At 67.5% G+C, this 14,639-nt stretch carries 15 protein-coding genes; 9 read left to right on the forward strand and 6 right to left on the reverse strand.

The features are described 5' to 3' along the window. Window positions 1-200: 200 nt before the first annotated feature. Window positions 201-335, forward strand: coding sequence for a hypothetical protein (locus tag ACESMN_RS07360; protein WP_373052948.1), 135 nt, complete (start codon window positions 201-203; stop codon window positions 333-335). A gap of 45 nt (window positions 336-380) precedes the next feature. After that, window positions 381-1,145, forward strand: a complete 765-nt coding sequence (locus ACESMN_RS07365) for an HAD-IA family hydrolase (protein WP_373052949.1) — start codon at window positions 381-383, stop codon at window positions 1,143-1,145. A 68-nt stretch (window positions 1,146-1,213) separates the two neighbouring features. On the opposite strand, the gene fusA is transcribed toward ACESMN_RS07365, so the two are convergent. The 3 genes from fusA to ACESMN_RS07380 all read right to left on the reverse strand — a co-directional run bounded on the left by fusA (window position 1,214) and on the right by ACESMN_RS07380 (window position 4,576). Beyond that, window positions 1,214-3,262, reverse strand: coding sequence for an elongation factor G (fusA, locus tag ACESMN_RS07370; RefSeq protein WP_373052950.1), 2,049 nt, complete (start codon window positions 3,260-3,262; stop codon window positions 1,214-1,216). Window positions 3,263-3,354: 92 nt separating this feature from the next. Next, window positions 3,355-3,534 (reverse strand): hypothetical protein, encoded by a 180-nt coding sequence (locus ACESMN_RS07375; protein WP_373052963.1) that lies wholly within the window; start codon window positions 3,532-3,534, stop codon window positions 3,355-3,357. After that, window positions 3,527-4,576 carry a YgfZ/GcvT domain-containing protein gene (locus ACESMN_RS07380; RefSeq protein WP_373052951.1) on the reverse strand — a complete coding sequence of 350 codons (1,050 nt, stop codon included), beginning with the start codon at window positions 4,574-4,576 and terminating at the stop codon, window positions 3,527-3,529. Before ACESMN_RS07380 ends, ACESMN_RS07375 begins: the two co-directional genes overlap by 8 nt. Before the next feature lie 113 nt (window positions 4,577-4,689). Here ACESMN_RS07380 and sdhC point away from each other — a divergent pair, with 113 nt between their 5' ends. From sdhC to ACESMN_RS07410, 6 genes are read left to right on the forward strand one after another with little or no spacing between them, the layout of a single operon-like run. Then, on the forward strand, window positions 4,690-5,067 hold the full coding sequence (gene sdhC, locus ACESMN_RS07385) for a succinate dehydrogenase, cytochrome b556 subunit (RefSeq protein WP_373052952.1): 378 nt from the start codon (window positions 4,690-4,692) through the stop codon (window positions 5,065-5,067). Further along, on the forward strand, window positions 5,064-5,402 hold the full coding sequence (gene sdhD, locus ACESMN_RS07390; RefSeq protein ID WP_373052953.1) for a succinate dehydrogenase, hydrophobic membrane anchor protein: 339 nt from the start codon (window positions 5,064-5,066) through the stop codon (window positions 5,400-5,402). Before sdhC ends, sdhD begins: the two co-directional genes overlap by 4 nt. Beyond that, window positions 5,399-7,162, forward strand: a complete 1,764-nt coding sequence (gene sdhA / locus ACESMN_RS07395) for a succinate dehydrogenase flavoprotein subunit (RefSeq protein ID WP_373052954.1) — start codon at window positions 5,399-5,401, stop codon at window positions 7,160-7,162. The genes sdhD and sdhA overlap by 4 nt, the downstream gene beginning before the upstream one ends. Window positions 7,163-7,184: 22 nt before the next feature. Next, window positions 7,185-7,886, forward strand: coding sequence for a succinate dehydrogenase iron-sulfur subunit (locus ACESMN_RS07400; protein WP_373052955.1), 702 nt, complete (start codon window positions 7,185-7,187; stop codon window positions 7,884-7,886). Between the two features lie 25 nt (window positions 7,887-7,911). Next, on the forward strand, window positions 7,912-8,169 hold the full coding sequence (locus ACESMN_RS07405; protein WP_373052956.1) for a succinate dehydrogenase assembly factor 2: 258 nt from the start codon (window positions 7,912-7,914) through the stop codon (window positions 8,167-8,169). Continuing rightward, on the forward strand, window positions 8,123-9,067 hold the full coding sequence (locus tag ACESMN_RS07410; protein ID WP_373052957.1) for a NifU family protein: 945 nt from the start codon (window positions 8,123-8,125) through the stop codon (window positions 9,065-9,067). The genes ACESMN_RS07405 and ACESMN_RS07410 overlap by 47 nt, the downstream gene beginning before the upstream one ends. Before the next feature lie 30 nt (window positions 9,068-9,097). Here the strand turns inward: ACESMN_RS07410 and ACESMN_RS07415 are convergent, their stop codons facing one another. Next, entirely contained in the window at window positions 9,098-10,732 is a 1,635-nt protein-coding gene (locus tag ACESMN_RS07415; protein WP_373052958.1) for an alpha-D-glucose phosphate-specific phosphoglucomutase, read from the reverse strand. A gap of 186 nt (window positions 10,733-10,918) precedes the next feature. Here ACESMN_RS07415 and ACESMN_RS07420 point away from each other — a divergent pair, with 186 nt between their 5' ends. Beyond that, a complete protein-coding gene (locus ACESMN_RS07420; RefSeq protein WP_373052959.1) occupies window positions 10,919-11,413 on the forward strand; it encodes a DUF1249 domain-containing protein in 495 nt (164 codons plus the stop codon). A gap of 129 nt (window positions 11,414-11,542) precedes the next feature. Here ACESMN_RS07420 and fdxA read toward each other — a convergent pair whose 3' ends face one another. Together fdxA and mutS are read right to left on the reverse strand one after the other, a co-directional pair. After that, complete coding sequence (gene fdxA, locus ACESMN_RS07425; protein ID WP_373052960.1) at window positions 11,543-11,866, reverse strand: ferredoxin FdxA; 324 nt, start codon at window positions 11,864-11,866, stop codon at window positions 11,543-11,545. 130 nt (window positions 11,867-11,996) lie between these two features. Further along, window positions 11,997-14,570 (reverse strand): DNA mismatch repair protein MutS, encoded by a 2,574-nt coding sequence (mutS, locus tag ACESMN_RS07430; protein ID WP_373052961.1) that lies wholly within the window; start codon window positions 14,568-14,570, stop codon window positions 11,997-11,999. Window positions 14,571-14,639: the final 69 nt, after the last annotated feature.

Here is a 14,639-nt window from a genome sequence, read left to right on the forward strand (position 1 = left end):
CCGTGGGAGCGGCTTCCAGCCGCGATGCAGCGTTGCGTCGATCCCGGCGTTCGGCGCGCCTGCGGCGCAATGGAACGTCCACCCCGTGGTAGATTAGGACCTGGATACACCACGTGGGGTGAAGCATGGGTGGCTGGGGTTGTCCGCATGAGGTAAAGGGCGAGTGCCAGCGGGTGCTGGGCCGGCCCTGTGAGCCGGGTATGAAGGGTTGCGTCCTGGCCGGACGCTTCGTGTTCAGCGACCCGGCAAAGAACACCGCGCGGGCATTGCGCGAGAAGGACGGCTCCCGCCGCGAGGCGCCGGCCGGGCGGCGCCGTGACCCCGGGCGCGACTGAGCGCATCCCAAGGCCTCGTCCCCCCGGCTGCCGAAACGAAACGCGTTGCCCGCACCTCACCGGTATCCGCAACCGACGCCGATCGACGGCATCCACCTCGTGGGCCTGGACGCAGTCGGCACGCTGTTTCAGCTGCGCGAATCGCTCGGTGGGGTGTATGCGGAACGGGCGCGTGCCCACGGCCTTCCCGCCCTCGAAGGTCTGGCCGATCTCCTGGAGGGGCGTTTCCGTCGGGAGTTTGCGGCGATGCCGCGACCTGCGTACCGGGCCGGAGACCGTGCCCACAATGACCGGGTCGACCGCGATTGGTGGCGGGTTCTGGTGCAGCGCGTGTTCGCAGGGCTCGGCCCGATGGACTTCGAGGCCTTCTTCGAAGACGTGTACGCCCGGTTTGCCGATGCGGCGGTCTGGCAGGTGTACCCCGAGGTGCCGGAGGCCCTGGCAGCATTGCGCCGCGCGGACCTCAGGCTGGCGATCATCTCCAATTTCGACGTCCGCCTCACCGCCGTGTGTGCGGGGCTCGATCTGCTGCCGGCAGTCGATGCGGTCCTGATCGCGGCCGAGGCGGGTGCGGCGAAGCCGGAGCCGGGGATCTTCCATTCCGCGATCCGGCGCTTCGGCGTGCGGCCCGAGCAGGCCGTGCACGTCGGCGACTCCTGGAGGGACGATGTGGAGGGCGCGCGCGCCGCGGGCCTGACAGCCGTGCACCTGCAACGCCCTGGCGAAGAGGCGCCGGGCGAGCGACCGCCGGGGGTGCCGGTGATCAGCGATCTCTCCGCGCTGCCCGATCTGCTCGGCCTGCAGCGCTGAAGGAGATACAAGAAGTGCCCTCCCCGCAGGCGGGGTAGGGCTGGATAGGGGGCGCGGCCGAGACGAACTCAGTGCGCCTCGGTCCGCCCGTTGTAGGCCCGCGCGAGTTCCGACTGCACGTCCCGGGGAGCGGGCTCGTACTCCCCGCCGGAGAGCACGAATTCGGCGTCACCGGAACAGATGGATTTCAGTCGTGCCTCGAAGCCCTCCATTTCCGCCATCGGCACGAGTGCGTGGATCATTATCCATCCGGGAGCCGGACTGTCCGTTCCGGTGACGCGCCCGCGCCGGCCCGAAAACTCGGAGCTGATCTCGCCGAAATGGGTGTCCGCGGCCTTCACGCTGACATTCACCAGTGGCTCGAGAACCACCGGGCTGGCACCGCGTGCGGCCTCCAGCGTCGCGTGCCTGGCCGCCAGCGAGAAGGAGATCTCGTTGGAATCCACCGCATGGTGCTTGCCGTCGAAGACGGTCACGCGCACGTCCTGGACGGGATAACCGGCGACTGCACCTTCCTCCAGCGCCTGTTGCACTCCCTTCTCGACCGCACCCATGAAATTGCCCGGGATCGTGCCCCCCTTCACCTCATCGTGAAATTCGAAGCCACTGCCGCGGGGCAGGGGCTCGACGCGCAGCGCGACCTCGCCAAACTGCCCGGAACCGCCGCTCTGCTTCTTGTGCCGGTAGCGGGCCTCGGCGTTCCCGGTGACCGTCTCGCGGTATGGAATCAGGGGTGTGGCCGTGTCGAGCTGAAGGTTCCAGCGCTCCGCCAGCTGATCCAGCAGGAGCTTCAGATGCAATGCGCCGAGACCGCGTACCACTGTCTGGCGGGTCTGCGCCTCGAAGCCAACCTCCAGGCAGGGATCCTCATCGAGCATTCTCGGCAGCGCCTCAGACAGGCGCTGTTCGTCGCCGTGCTTGCGTGGCAGCAGGGCGAGGCCGAAGACTGGTTTCGGGTAGGGCGGCGGGAGCAGATGGAAGGAGTCCTCGTCGTGGGAATCGTGCAACACCGCATCGCGGTGGATCTCGTCGATGCGCGCGACCGCGCAGATATCGCCTGGCACCGCACGGGCGGTCTCGAACTGGTTGCGCCCCTGCAATCGGAACAGGTGCACCGGTTTGAACGGTTTGCGCGCGTCCCCGATGAACAGCTGGGTGTTCGGGGTCATCGTGCCCTGGTGTACCCGGAACAGCGCCAGATGACCCCGGAACGGGTCGTTCTGCACCTGGAAGACGTGGGCGACCACGTGGCGGTTCGGGTCGGGCGCCACTTCGACCGGAGCGGCCGAGGGGCCGTCGCCCTTGACGAAGTGCGGTGGATTGCCCTCCGTCGGGTCGGGCATCAGGCGGCCGAGGATGTCCAGCAGCTCGGAAACCCCGGCCCCGGTCTTGGCGGAGACGAAACACACCGGGATCAGGTGGCCCTCGCGCAGGGCCTCTTCGAAGGGGTCGTGCAGCTGCTCGGGATCCAGCGACTGCCCCTGTTCGAGGTAGCGGTTCATCAGTTCTTCATCGAGTTCCACCACCTGGTCGACGATCGCCTCGTGGGCATCGGCAACGCTGGAGAAGGCGGTGGCCGCGCCCTCATCCGGACGGAAGAAACAGTCGACCACGCCCTTGCCTTCGGGGGCGGGGAGGTTGAGGGGAAGGCATTCGGGACCGAAGGTGTCCGTCAGGGACTGCATCAGCCCGGCAAGGTCCAGTTCCATGCCGTCGATCTGGTTGACGATGACCATGCGGCACTTGTCGGCGGCCGCCTCCATTGCCTTGCGCGTCACCGCCTCGATCCCCGCGGCGGCGTTGACCACCACGCAAGCGGTCTCCACCGCCGGCAGTGCAAGCAGGGATCGGCCGAGCAGGTCGGGGAGTCCCGGGGTATCGAGCAGGTTGATCCAGTGGCCCGCCCACTCCATGTGGGCCAGGCTGGTGTTCAGCGAATGGCCCGTCGACTTCTCCAGCGGGTCCTGATCGCTCAGGGTATCGCCGCGTTCGACCTGCCCGGGATCCTTGATCTCACCAGCGGCGGCCAGGAGGGCCTCCAGCAGAGTGGTCTTGCCGCTCCCGGCATGTCCGAGCAGGGCGACGTTGCGAATGTCCTGTACTGCGGTGGGTGTCATCACGCGCTTCCGTTTGGGTGAATGTCATGTGAAGTCTGGCGCGCCGGCCGCTCCCTGACAATGACCTCCCGACGGTGCCGCGCGACGGCGCCTCAGAAGTATCCGTCAAGCCGCAGGTAGCCGATCACGAACAGCAGCGCCAGCACGCCGGCGACCACGTAGAGGATGTTGGACAGCCGGGTGTTGCCGGGCCGGCTGAAATAGGCGGCCCAGAGCGTGAGCAGGATCAGCACGAAGAAGAAGAACAGGAACCGCATGGTATCGTCAGGCACTCCCGGGCATGCTGTAGGGAAGCGGTATCACATGCGCCTCCGGTCCGTCCGTGCTGCCCCAGCGCAATGGCTGCTCGGCAGCAGCGACCTGCACGACGGCGAGGACCGCGTAGAGTCCGTCCGGATGCAGCGCGGCATCGACGATCTCGCCATCGGGCTGACGCCCATCGCCGCCGGCACGGAACACCGGGCTGCCGGGAGCCGGCCTTTCCTGCGCCTCGATCGCGAGGCGGTACATGCGCCGCTTCAGCTTGCCGAGGTAGTGCATGCGCGCCACCACCTCCTGGCCGGGATAGCAGCCCTTGTTGAAGCTGATGCCGTCAAGTGCGTGCAGGTTGACCATCTGCGGCACGAAGGCCTCGCTCGTCTCGGGGTAGATCGCCGGAATGCCCGCTAGGATGTCCAGCAGCCGCCAGCCCTCCGGTCCGACCGGTGCACTGTGCACGTTGAGATCGTTCCACAGCGCGCTGCAGGCGTCGATCTCGCCGGCGATTTCGAAGCGCGGATGCACCATACCGGGAACCCGCACGATCGCCAGCTCGTTGCGCTTCAGCACCTCATTGACCTCGCCCGGGAAGGCGCCGAGGTTTTCCTGCAGCTGCCGTTCGGCAGTGGGACCCGAGAGTCCGAAACGGATGCGCGAGTCCTCCGCGTTCTCGATCACGACCTCCGCGCGCATCACGAACATGCCCAGGCGCTTGCGGACGGGTTCCACCGCGTCGGCGTTCATCTCCAGCAGAAAGACATCGCGGTCGTGGAAGACCCGGAAGACTGCGTAGGCGCGGCCCTTGGGGTTGCAGTAGCTGGACAGCTGGGAACGCGTGTCGCTGACCGCGCGAACGTCGTTGCCGAGCTGCCCCTGGAGGAAGGAGCGCGCGTCCCCGCCGCGCACCTCCAAAAGGCCGCGGTGCGAAAGGTCGCAGATCACGTCGCCGTTCACCGCCATGCTCCGCTCGCGCTCGGCATTGCCATAGTCCCGCAACCGGTCCCCGTCGAACTCCGCGCCAATGTTCAGCAGGTGCTTCTTCCAGTCATCCCGCATCGCAAGCCACCTCGCGCCCTGGCTATACTGTGGAACCAACGGGCGCCATAGTAGACGAACAGCCAGGCGGGTGACAGATCAACCGCAGGACGCAAGACCATCAGGAGAAGCGCATGACCAGCCAGCTCCGACCGATCTTCCTTGATCTGACCAAGATCCGCCTCCCGATCAATGCGCTGGTCTCCATTCTTCACCGGGTCACCGGGGTACTGCTGATCGTCTCCATCCCGCTGGTGCTCTGGCTGTTCCAGCGCTCCCTGGCCGGGCCGGCGGGTTTCGAGCAGGCCCTCGGGCTGCTCGGCCACCCGCTGGGTCTCCTGTTGCTGCTGGGCTGGCTCTGGCTCCTGATGCATCACTTCTTCGTCGGCATCCGGTTCCTGCTGGTCGAGGTCGGGGTCGGGGAGACACGCAAGGGTGGACGCGACACGGCCTGGTCGGCGCTGATTGCCGGCATCGTCGCGGCCATCCTGCTCTGGGCGGTGTTCCTGTGAGTGTGCTCAGCGGGCAGCGCGCCTGGCTGCTGCAACGCATCACCGCCATCTACGCGGGTGTCTATGTCTTGCTCGCCGTGGCACTGCTGTTGGGGCGCCCGCCCGCCGACCATGCCGCCTGGCTGGCGCTGATCACGCACCCCGTCATCTGGACGGCGACGGCCGCCTTTGCCGTACTGCTGCTGCTGCATGCGTGGATCGGCCTGCGTGACGTGATCCTCGACTACGTGCGCCCCTTCGGCGCCCGGCTCGGGGCCCTCGCGATCGTGGCCATCCTGTTTCTGTTGCTGGGGCTGTGGGCCCTGTGGATCCTGATCGAGGCCGCGCTGCGATGACCCTGACGACACGAAAATTCGACGCACTGATCGTTGGAGCCGGCGGCGCCGGACTGCGGGCCGCCCTGCAGCTGGCCAATGCCGACGCGCGCGTCGCGGTGGTGTCCAAGGTCTTCCCGACGCGCTCGCACACGGTCGCGGCGCAGGGAGGCGTGAACGCGGCACTGGCGAACGTGCTGCCGGACTCGTGGCACTGGCACATGTTCGACACGGTGAAGGGCTCCGACTACCTCGGCGACCAGGATGCAATCGAGTACATGTGTCGCGCCGCCCCGAAGGTCGTCTACGAACTCGAGCACTTCGGCGTGCCGTTTTCGCGGCTCGAGGAAGGCAACATCTACCAGCGTGCCTTCGGAGGACAGAGTCAGCACTTCGGCAAGGAGCAGGCAGCCCGTACCTGCGCGGCGGCCGACCGTACCGGCCACGCGATCCTGCACTCGCTGTACCAGCAGAACCTGCGCGCACACACGCACTTCTTCGACGAGTACTTCGCGATCGACCTGATCAAGGACGATGCCGGGTACGTGCTCGGGCTCGTCGCCTTTGACATCCTGTCCGGCGAGCCGATCGCGATCGAGGCCAAGACGACCCTCATCGCCACCGGCGGCGCCGGCCAGATCTTCCGCACCAACACCAACGCCCTCAGCAACACCGGGGACGGCATGGCGATGGCACTGCGTGCCGGCGTGCCGCTGGAAGACATGGAATTCGTGCAGTTCCACCCGACGGGTATCGCCGGTCGGGGGATGCTGATCACCGAGGGCGCGCGAGGCGAGGGCGGTTTCCTGATCAACGATCAGGACGAGCGCTTCATGGAACGCTACGCGCCGAACGCCAAGGATCTGGCCTCGCGCGACGTGGTGAGCCGGGCGATCGCGATCGAGGTGCGCGAGGGCCGGGGTTGTGGCCGGAACAAGGATCACGTCTTGCTGGACCTGCGGCACCTGGGCGCAGACACAATCATGAAGAAGCTGCCGGGCATCCGCGAGGTGAGCATGACCTTCCTCGGCGTGGATCCGATCGAAGAGCCGATTCCGGTCTTCCCGACCTGCCACTACAGCATGGGCGGGATCCCCACCAACCGGGATGGGCAGGTCGTGGTGCCGGTCAAGGACACGCCGGAGGATCCGGTGCCAGGGCTGTACGCCGCGGGCGAGGCGGCCTGCGTGTCCGTGCACGGGGCCAATCGGCTGGGCGGCAACTCGCTGCTCGATATCCTGGTCTTCGGGCGCGCGGCGGCCAACCACATCCTCGGTTTCCTGAAGGACAACCGGCACCACCGGCCGTTGCAGCAGGATTCGGTGGACCGGGCCCTGGAGCGGCTGGCGCGCTGGGACCGCAAGGGCGAAGGCGAGGCGGTGGAGCCCTTGCGGCGCGAACTGCGCAAGGTGATGGAGGACCACTGCGGGGTCTTCCGCACCGCGGAGGTGATGCAGGAGGGCGTGAACCGACTGCACAGGCTGCGCGAACGGATCGACAACGCGGTGATCCGGGACCACAGCCGCACCTTCAACACCGCGCGGGTCGAGGCGATGGAACTCGAAAACCTGATGGACTGCGCGATGGCCACGATCGTCTCCGCGCTGGGGCGCGAGGAGAGCCGCGGCGCCCACAGCCGGATGGACTTTACGGACCGGGACGATGAGCGCTGGCTGCGGCACTCGCTCTACTCGTTGCAGGACGACGCGATGGACTACAAGCCGGTGCGCACGCAGCCGGTGACGGTCGAATCGTTCCCACCGAAGGAACGGGTTTACTGAACCGCCGCCGGGAGGACACCGCATGGAATTTTCCATCTACCGCTTCAATCCGGAAACGGACAGTGCACCCTACATGCAGGACTTCACGCTCGGGGATGACCTGGTCGAGCCGGGGATGATGCTGCTGGACGCCCTGCTGTTGCTGAAGGAACAGGACGACAGCCTGTCCTTCCGGAGGTCCTGTCAGCATGGTGTCTGCGGCAGCGACGGGATGAACATCAACGGCACGAACGGTCTCGCCTGCATCATGCCGCTGAAGGACCTGAAGACGCCAATCGTGCTGCGTCCGTTTCCGGGAATGCCGGTGATCCGGGATCTGATCGTGGACATGGACAACTTCTACCACCAGTACCGCGAGGCGGAGCCCTGGCTGGTCAACGACTCGCCGGAGCCGGAGGTCGAGCGGCTGCAGAGTCCGGAGGACCGCGGTCAGCTGGATGGCCTCTACGAGTGCATCCTGTGCGGATGCTGCTCTGCGGCCTGTCCCTCCTATTGGTGGAATCCGGACCGTTTTCTTGGGCCCGCAGCGTTGCTTCAGGCGGCCCGGTTCATTCAGGACAGTCGCGACGAGGCCACCGAACACCGGCTGGAGCGTCTGGACGATGCCTATCGTCTGTACCGCTGCCACGGCATCATGAACTGCACGCAGGTCTGTCCGAAGGGCCTCAACCCCGCCAAGGCGATCGGGGACATCCGCAGAACCATGCTCAAACGCTCGGTGTGAGTCCCGGGCGGCCCGCGGCTGGATGATGACCTTGCCCGATACACAGACGCGCTGGCGCTGCCGCCGGGGCATGCTGGAGAACGATCTGCTGCTCCGTGCCTTTCTCGAACATGGATACGACGAGCTTGACCAGGAGGGTCGCGATGCCTTCGAGCGCTTGCTGGGATACCCGGACAATCTGCTGCTGGACCTGGTGCTGGGCCGCCAGCAAACGGTGGATGCGGACATAGCCCGGCTTGTCCCGCTCATCCGCGCCGCCGCTGCGGCTCGCGCTGGGGACTGACCGGGTCCTGCCCACCCTCGCGGTGATCGCCCTGGCCGGGCTCGGCGTGTCCGCAGTGATCCAGACGCTGCTCTTCAGCGGAGCGTGGGCGGCCCTGCTGACGCTGTCTGCCGCCGTCCTGGCCGGCACCTGGACCTACCGCTCACGGATGCCGCGTTGGGACTGGCTGGGTTGCGACGGCGAGGGCGAGTGGTGGCTGGCCACGCATGCGGGCCTGCGCGAGGAGAGGCGTGTCCCGATCCGCGTGGGCGCCGACACCCGCGTGCATTCCCGGCTGGTGGTGCTGGTCTGGAGTTCCCCGGCAACAGGCCGCGGTGGTGTGCTCTGGCTGCCCTGGTGGCGCATGGATCCGGAGGACTTCCGGCGCCTGCGCGCGCGCCTGCGCTGGCCGGTGGAGGTCGCGGAGAAACCCGGTCTCGTCGCGCGGCTTCAGGCGGCCCGGAGCCGGGCCATTGCTATACTCGCCCCCGTTTCCAGGCACGGAGTGCGGCCCATGGACAGCCCGAGGCAGATGGCGGCGGTCGAGCACCTTCTGAGTGATGACCCGGACCACGTCTACACAGAGGACGAGCTTGACGCGATCGAGGCGGTCGATCCGGAACTCGCCCTGCGCCTGGATCGCGCCCAGACCTTCGCCCAGCGCGAGGCGGCGGATGTGCCGGCCGAAGGCCCGATCGATGAAACGGTGGTCCGGCAGGCGGTGGAGGAAGCGCGGCGGATCCTGATGCAGGACGGTGGCGACATCGAGTATGTGGGGCTGGACGGTCGTACCGTCCAGGTGCGGCTGAAGGGCGCCTGTGTCGGCTGCCCGCGCTCGACCCTGGACCTGAAGAACGTGGTGGAACGGCTCGTGCGCTCCCGTGCACCGGGCGTGGAGCGGGTGGCGAACACCTTCTGAGTCCGGGCGCGCGAGGCGCCGGGCCGCGTCTCAGGTGATTACGTCGGGGGCGTCCTTGCCGGTCAGGTTCCGGATGTCGGCAACGGAACCGGCGATCTCGATCAGCGCCGCCAGCGCGGCCTGGTTGTCCTCGTCCAGTTGGTCCGTGCGGGTTTCGTGGCGCTCCACGTAGACGCGCAGGGTCGCACCCATGGTGCCGGTGCCGGAGAGGCGGAAGATGATACGGGAACCATCCTCGAAGAGGATGCGCAGGCCCTGGCCGGTACTGACGCTGTCGTCGACCGGGTCCCGGTAGCTGAAGTCATCGGCCGTGCGGACCCGCAGGCTGCCGAAGCGGCGGCCGGGCAATTCGGGAAATGTGGCGCGCAGCCGCGACATCAGCGCGTCCGCGCGCCCGCTCTCGATCTCCTCGTAATCATGCCGCGTGTAGTAGTGCCGGCCATACCGCTGCCAGTGCTCCCGCACGATGGTCGCCACGGGCTGATTGCGGACCGCGATCAGGTTGAGCCAGAACAGGACCGCCCAGAGACCGTCCTTCTCCCGCACATGATCGGAACTCGTGCCGAAGCTCTCTTCGCCGCAGAGCGTAATGCGCCCGTCGTCGAGCAGGTTGCCGAAGAACTTCCAGCCCGTGGGCGTCTCGTAGCAGGGAATGCCGAGCGCATCGGCGACCGCGTCGATCGCCTGGCTGGTGGGCATGCTGCGGGCGACGCCCTTCAGCCCGCCGCGGTAGGCCGGTATCAGATGGGCGTTGGCGGCCAGGACTGCGAGGCTGTCGCTGGGGCTCACGAAGAAACCGGCGCCAAGGATCATGTTCCGGTCCCCGTCGCCATCGGATGCGGCGCCGAAGTCCGGCGCGCCACGACCGTACATGAGTTGTCCGAGCTCGCGCGCATGGGTCAGGTTGGGATCCGGATGACACCCCCCGAAGTCGGCCAGCGGCTCCTTGCGCATCACCGTGCCCGCCGGTGCGCCCAGCCGCTGTTCGAGGATCTCCTCCGCATAGGGCCCGGTGACCGCGTGCATGGCGTCGAAGCGCATGGTGAACGAACCCGAGTGAAGCAGGTCACGCATCGCCGGAAAATCGAACAGCGATTCCATCAGATCCGCGTAGTCGTGCACGGGATCCACGACCTCGACCTCCATCTCCCCGGCCTGCCGGCGCCCGACGTGATCGATGTCGATATGCGGCGAGCGAGCGATGCGGTAGTGGTCGACCTCGAGACTTGCGGCGTGGATCGCCCCGGTGACCGATTCCGGCGCCGGGCCGCCGTTGGCCACGTTGAACTTGATTCCGAAGTCGCCGCCGGGACCGCCGGGATTGTGGCTGGCCGACAGCACGATGCCGCCGGCCGCGCCCCGCGTGCGGATCAGGTGGCTGGCCGCCGGGGTCGACAGGATGCCGCCGCGACCGACCGTGACCTTGCGGATCTCGTTGGCACAGGCCATCCGCAGGATGATCTGAACGGCCTCGCGGTTGAAGAAGCGTCCGTCCCCGCCGAGGACCAGTTCGCTGCCGCGCAGCATTGGCTGGCTGTCGAAGATGCTCTGGACGAAGTTCTCGAGGTAATGCGGTCTCCGGAAGGAAGAGACCTGCTTGCGCAGGCCGGAGGTGCCGGGTTTCTGGTCCGTGAACGGGCGGGTCGATACGACGCTGATTTCCATCTTCGCTTCAAGTCCCTGGCCTGGGCGGAGTGCGGTGATCCGGACGCGCAACCTTCGAGCGTGAAATTAGCAGAAATGGGTGTGGGTGTCTCGCGAAGACCAGCCAGTACCGGTCTCTGCAATTTGCCCGGACACGGACAGGGGCTCGGTGTTGCCAGGGGCCTTCAACGCAGTACACTGCCGCGCATGATCCTGGAACGACCACTGCCGAGCCATCTGAACGCGCGCCGCGCGAGCTTCGCCGCGCTGATGGAGATGTACGAGAGCAATTACCTGCGCCTGCGGCGCCTGTGTCCGGACCTGGACGCGCTGGCGGATGCGCAGGTCTCGCGGGTCGAGGGGGCATCGGACCTGCACCTGACGGTTCTTGAGCGCACCCCTTACACGACCAAACTGCGCCTGACCTACGAATTCGGAAGCGGGGACCGCATCCGGCGCCAGCCGGATCTGACCATCCGGATGTTCCACGACGCCCGGCAGGCCGAGGTGGTCGGCCGCTACTGCCGCCGCAGGGGCCAGGATCTGAGCCTGGATGCCCGGATCGGCGTGCCCGGGCTGGCATGCCGGTGGCGGCACAATCGCTTCCTGTACAAGTGGCTGGGCTTCTGCCTCGCGCAGGGTCACCGCTTCCCGGTGCACACCGCCCCGTCTTCGCGGCCCCTGGTCGACCCGCTGATCTGATTCCTCACCTTCGACGAGAACGGTGGCGCCTTCCGCCTCTCCCGCCTGCGGTAAGGGCCGGGCCGCCCCCCTCTGCCGCAGGCGGGAGAGGGGGTTCGTGGTTCGGGATGAGCCGGCTCCCGATGAGCCTCAGCGTTCCAGATACTGCAGCTTGTCCGGCTTCCCGTCCCACTCCTCCGCGTCGGGAGGCGGGTCCTTGCGCGCGGTGATCACCGGCCAGGATCGCGAGAGCTCCGAATTCAGTTCGATGAACTCTTCCTGTCCCTCCGGCACATCGTCCTCCGGAACGATCGCCTCCGCCGGACACTCGGGCTCGCACAGCGTGCAGTCGATGCATTCGTCGGGATCGATCACCAGGAAGTTCGGACCCTCGTGAAAGCAATCCACCGGGCACACTTCGACACAGTCGGTGTACTTGCACTTGATGCAGTTTTCAAGAACGACGTAGGTCATGCGGTTCTCCGTTTTCGAATAGCCGGCACTGTATTTCGCCGCGGCATTCTAACGCCAGATCGCCGGCGGGGTGCGAACACGCACGCAGGCTGCCGGAAACGGTGCCGGCCCGAATCGGGACGGTCCCCTGTCAGTCCAGGAGTTCGCGCAGCCGGTACAGGGTCTCCAGCGCCTGGCGGGGGGTCATCTGATCCGGGTCGAGGCTGCTGATCTCTTCCAGCAGTGCATCACCGGGTCCGGACGCGGGTGCGACCGCCGGTGCAGAGAACAGTCCGAGCTGGGGCTGCGCGTCGGCGGCCAGCGCCCGGGCCTCCAGTTCGGCCAGGTGCTGCCGGGCCCGGCGCAGTGCCGGACCCGGCAGCCCGGCCAGTGCCGCGACGTGCAGGCCGTAGCTCTGGTTCGCGGGGCCGTCCTGGATCTGGTGCAGGAAGACCACTGTGTCCCGATGCTCGATCGCGTCGGTGTGGACGTTGGCGACACCGGGTTCCCGTTCCGCCAATGCGGTTAACTCGAAATAATGGGTCGCGAAGAGGGTGAGAGAGCGGTTGTGGCGCGCCAGCCGCTCGGCGCAGGCGAGCGCCAGGGCCAGGCCGTCGGAGGTGCTGGTGCCGCGCCCGACCTCGTCCATCAGCACCAGGCTTTCCGGCCCGGCGTTGTGCAGGATATTCGCGGCCTCGGTCATCTCCACCATGAAGGTCGATCGGCCCGAGGCCAGATCGTCCGACGCGCCGATCCGGGTGAAGATTCGGTCGATCGGTCCAATCCGGGCGGAGCGCGCGGGCACGAAGCTGCCCATGCAGGCGAGGATCACGATCAGCGCGGTCTGGCGCATGTAGGTCGACTTTCCGCCCATGTTCGGGCCGGTGATCACCAGCAGGCGGCGGGTCTGCGGGTCCAGTTGCAGGTCATTCGGCACGAACGGCTGCTCCAGCGCCGCCTCGACCACCGGATGTCGGCCAGCCTCGATGCGGATTCCGCCTTCCCCGGTCAGCACCGGGCAGGTCCATTCCAGACGCTCGGCCAGGGCCGCCAGCGCGCAGAGCACGTCGAGTTCGGCGGTGGCGTCCGAGAACTCCCGGAGGGTGTTCATGTGCCGCTGAAGCTCGCTGAGCAGCCCGTCGTAGAGTTCCCGCTCCAACGCCAGCGCACGCTCCCGGGCCGAGAGGATCTCGTCCTCGAAGCCCTTCAGCTCCTCGGTGGTGTAGCGCTCCGCGTTCTTCAGTGTCTGACGGCGCACGAACCGGGCGGGCACGCGGTCCGACAGGCTCCGCGCGACCTCGATGTAATACCCGTGCACCCGGTTGTAGGCCACCTTCAGCTGATGCAGCCCGGTCAGTTCACGTTCCCGTGACTCGATCCTCCGCAGCACATCCTCCGCGTCGTCTTCCAGGCCGCGCAGGCGGTCCAGTTCCGCATCGAATCCGGGGCGGATCACGCCGCCGTCGCTCAGGCGCACCGGTGGCTGCTCCTCGAGGGCCCGTGCCAGCAGCCCGGCGAGTTCCGTGCGCGGGGCGAGGCGGGCCCGCAGGGGGGCGAGTGGCGAGGGGGGCAGGCCACCGGACAGGGCCTCTTCCAGCGCCGGCAGTCGCTCCAGCGCATGCCGCAGGGCCACCAGATCGCGGGGCCGGGCGGTCTTGAGGGCGATGCGGCTGGTGATCCGCTCGCAGTCGGCGACGCCTGACAGCAGCTGGTGCAGCCCCTCCTGCAGACCGGCCTCGAGTAACTCCCGGGTCAGGCCCTGGCGTGTCCGGATGTGGTCCTGGTCCCGCAGCGGCTGATTGATCCAGCGCCCGAGCAACCGCGAGCCCATCGCGGTGCGCGTGCAGTCGAGGAGCGCAAGCAGGCTGCCGTCTCTGGATCCGCCGAGAGTCCGGTTGATTTCCAGGTTCTGCCGGGTGACCGCATCGAGCTGCAGCGTGCTGCCCCGGACCTCCCGGGCAAGACCGGTGATGTGACCGAGCTCGCCTCGGTAGCGACTCTGCACGTACGCGAGCAATGCTCCGGCGGCCGCAAGCCCCAGAGGCAGGTCCTCGCAGCCGAAGCCGGTGAGATCCCGGGTTCGGAAGTGCTCGACAAGGACACGGCGGGCCGAGACCGGATCAAAGTGCCACTCCGGCAGCGTCTGGCTGCCGGGAAATTGGCCCGCTAGGCCCTCCGGCACCAGGCACTCCACCGGATCGAGGCGGGCGAGCTCCGCGGCCAGCGCGGCCCGGTGAGGGACTTCCAGGACGCTGAAGCGGCCGCTGGCAAATTCCAGGATCCCGAGTCCCCACGGGTTCTCCTTCGCTCCCGGCGGGCCCGGGCACAGCGCGACGATCAGCCGGGCCTCGCGGGCATCGAGCAGGGCCTCTTCGGACACCGTGCCGGGCGTGACCACGCGCACGACCTCGCGCTGGACCGGACCCTTGGCCGCCCCGACCTCACCGGTCTGCTCGCAGATTGCCGCCGGGACGCCCTTGCGCAGCAGGCGGGCGAGATAGGTCTCCATGGTGTGTACCGGGATGCCCGCCATCGGGATCGGCTGACCGGCCGATTCGCCGCGCCGGGTCAGGGTGATGTCCAGAAGTTCCGCCGCCCGCTGGGCGTCTTCGTAGAACAGCTCGTAGAAGTCGCCCATGCGGTAGAGCAGCAGGGTGTCCGGGTATTCCGCCTTGATGCGCAGGTACTGCTGCATCATCGGGGTGTGGGCTGGCAGGGAGGTCATCGCAGCGACTTGGGGAAAAACCGGGATTATAGGGCAGGGAGCCGGATCGCCCAGAGGACGCGCCAACAG

The organism is Thioalkalivibrio sp., assembly GCF_041690275.1.
GTDB lineage: Bacteria > Pseudomonadota > Gammaproteobacteria > Ectothiorhodospirales > Ectothiorhodospiraceae > Thioalkalivibrio.

Coding starts and splice junctions, on each gene's coding strand:
- sdhA (WP_373052954.1), top strand. CDS start 5,399: ATGACCCTGACGACACGAAAATTCGACGCACTGATCGTTGGAGCCGGC.
- fdxA (WP_373052960.1), bottom strand. CDS start 11,866: ATGACCTACGTCGTTCTTGAAAACTGCATCAAGTGCAAGTACACCGAC.
- ACESMN_RS07415 (WP_373052958.1), bottom strand. CDS start 10,732: ATGGAAATCAGCGTCGTATCGACCCGCCCGTTCACGGACCAGAAACCC.
- fusA (WP_373052950.1), bottom strand. CDS start 3,262: ATGACACCCACCGCAGTACAGGACATTCGCAACGTCGCCCTGCTCGGA.
- ACESMN_RS07360 (WP_373052948.1), top strand. CDS start 201: ATGAAGGGTTGCGTCCTGGCCGGACGCTTCGTGTTCAGCGACCCGGCA.
- ACESMN_RS07380 (WP_373052951.1), bottom strand. CDS start 4,576: ATGCGGGATGACTGGAAGAAGCACCTGCTGAACATTGGCGCGGAGTTC.
- ACESMN_RS07405 (WP_373052956.1), top strand. CDS start 7,912: ATGACCTTGCCCGATACACAGACGCGCTGGCGCTGCCGCCGGGGCATG.
- ACESMN_RS07400 (WP_373052955.1), top strand. CDS start 7,185: ATGGAATTTTCCATCTACCGCTTCAATCCGGAAACGGACAGTGCACCC.
- sdhC (WP_373052952.1), top strand. CDS start 4,690: ATGACCAGCCAGCTCCGACCGATCTTCCTTGATCTGACCAAGATCCGC.
- ACESMN_RS07420 (WP_373052959.1), top strand. CDS start 10,919: ATGATCCTGGAACGACCACTGCCGAGCCATCTGAACGCGCGCCGCGCG.
- mutS (WP_373052961.1), bottom strand. CDS start 14,570: ATGACCTCCCTGCCAGCCCACACCCCGATGATGCAGCAGTACCTGCGC.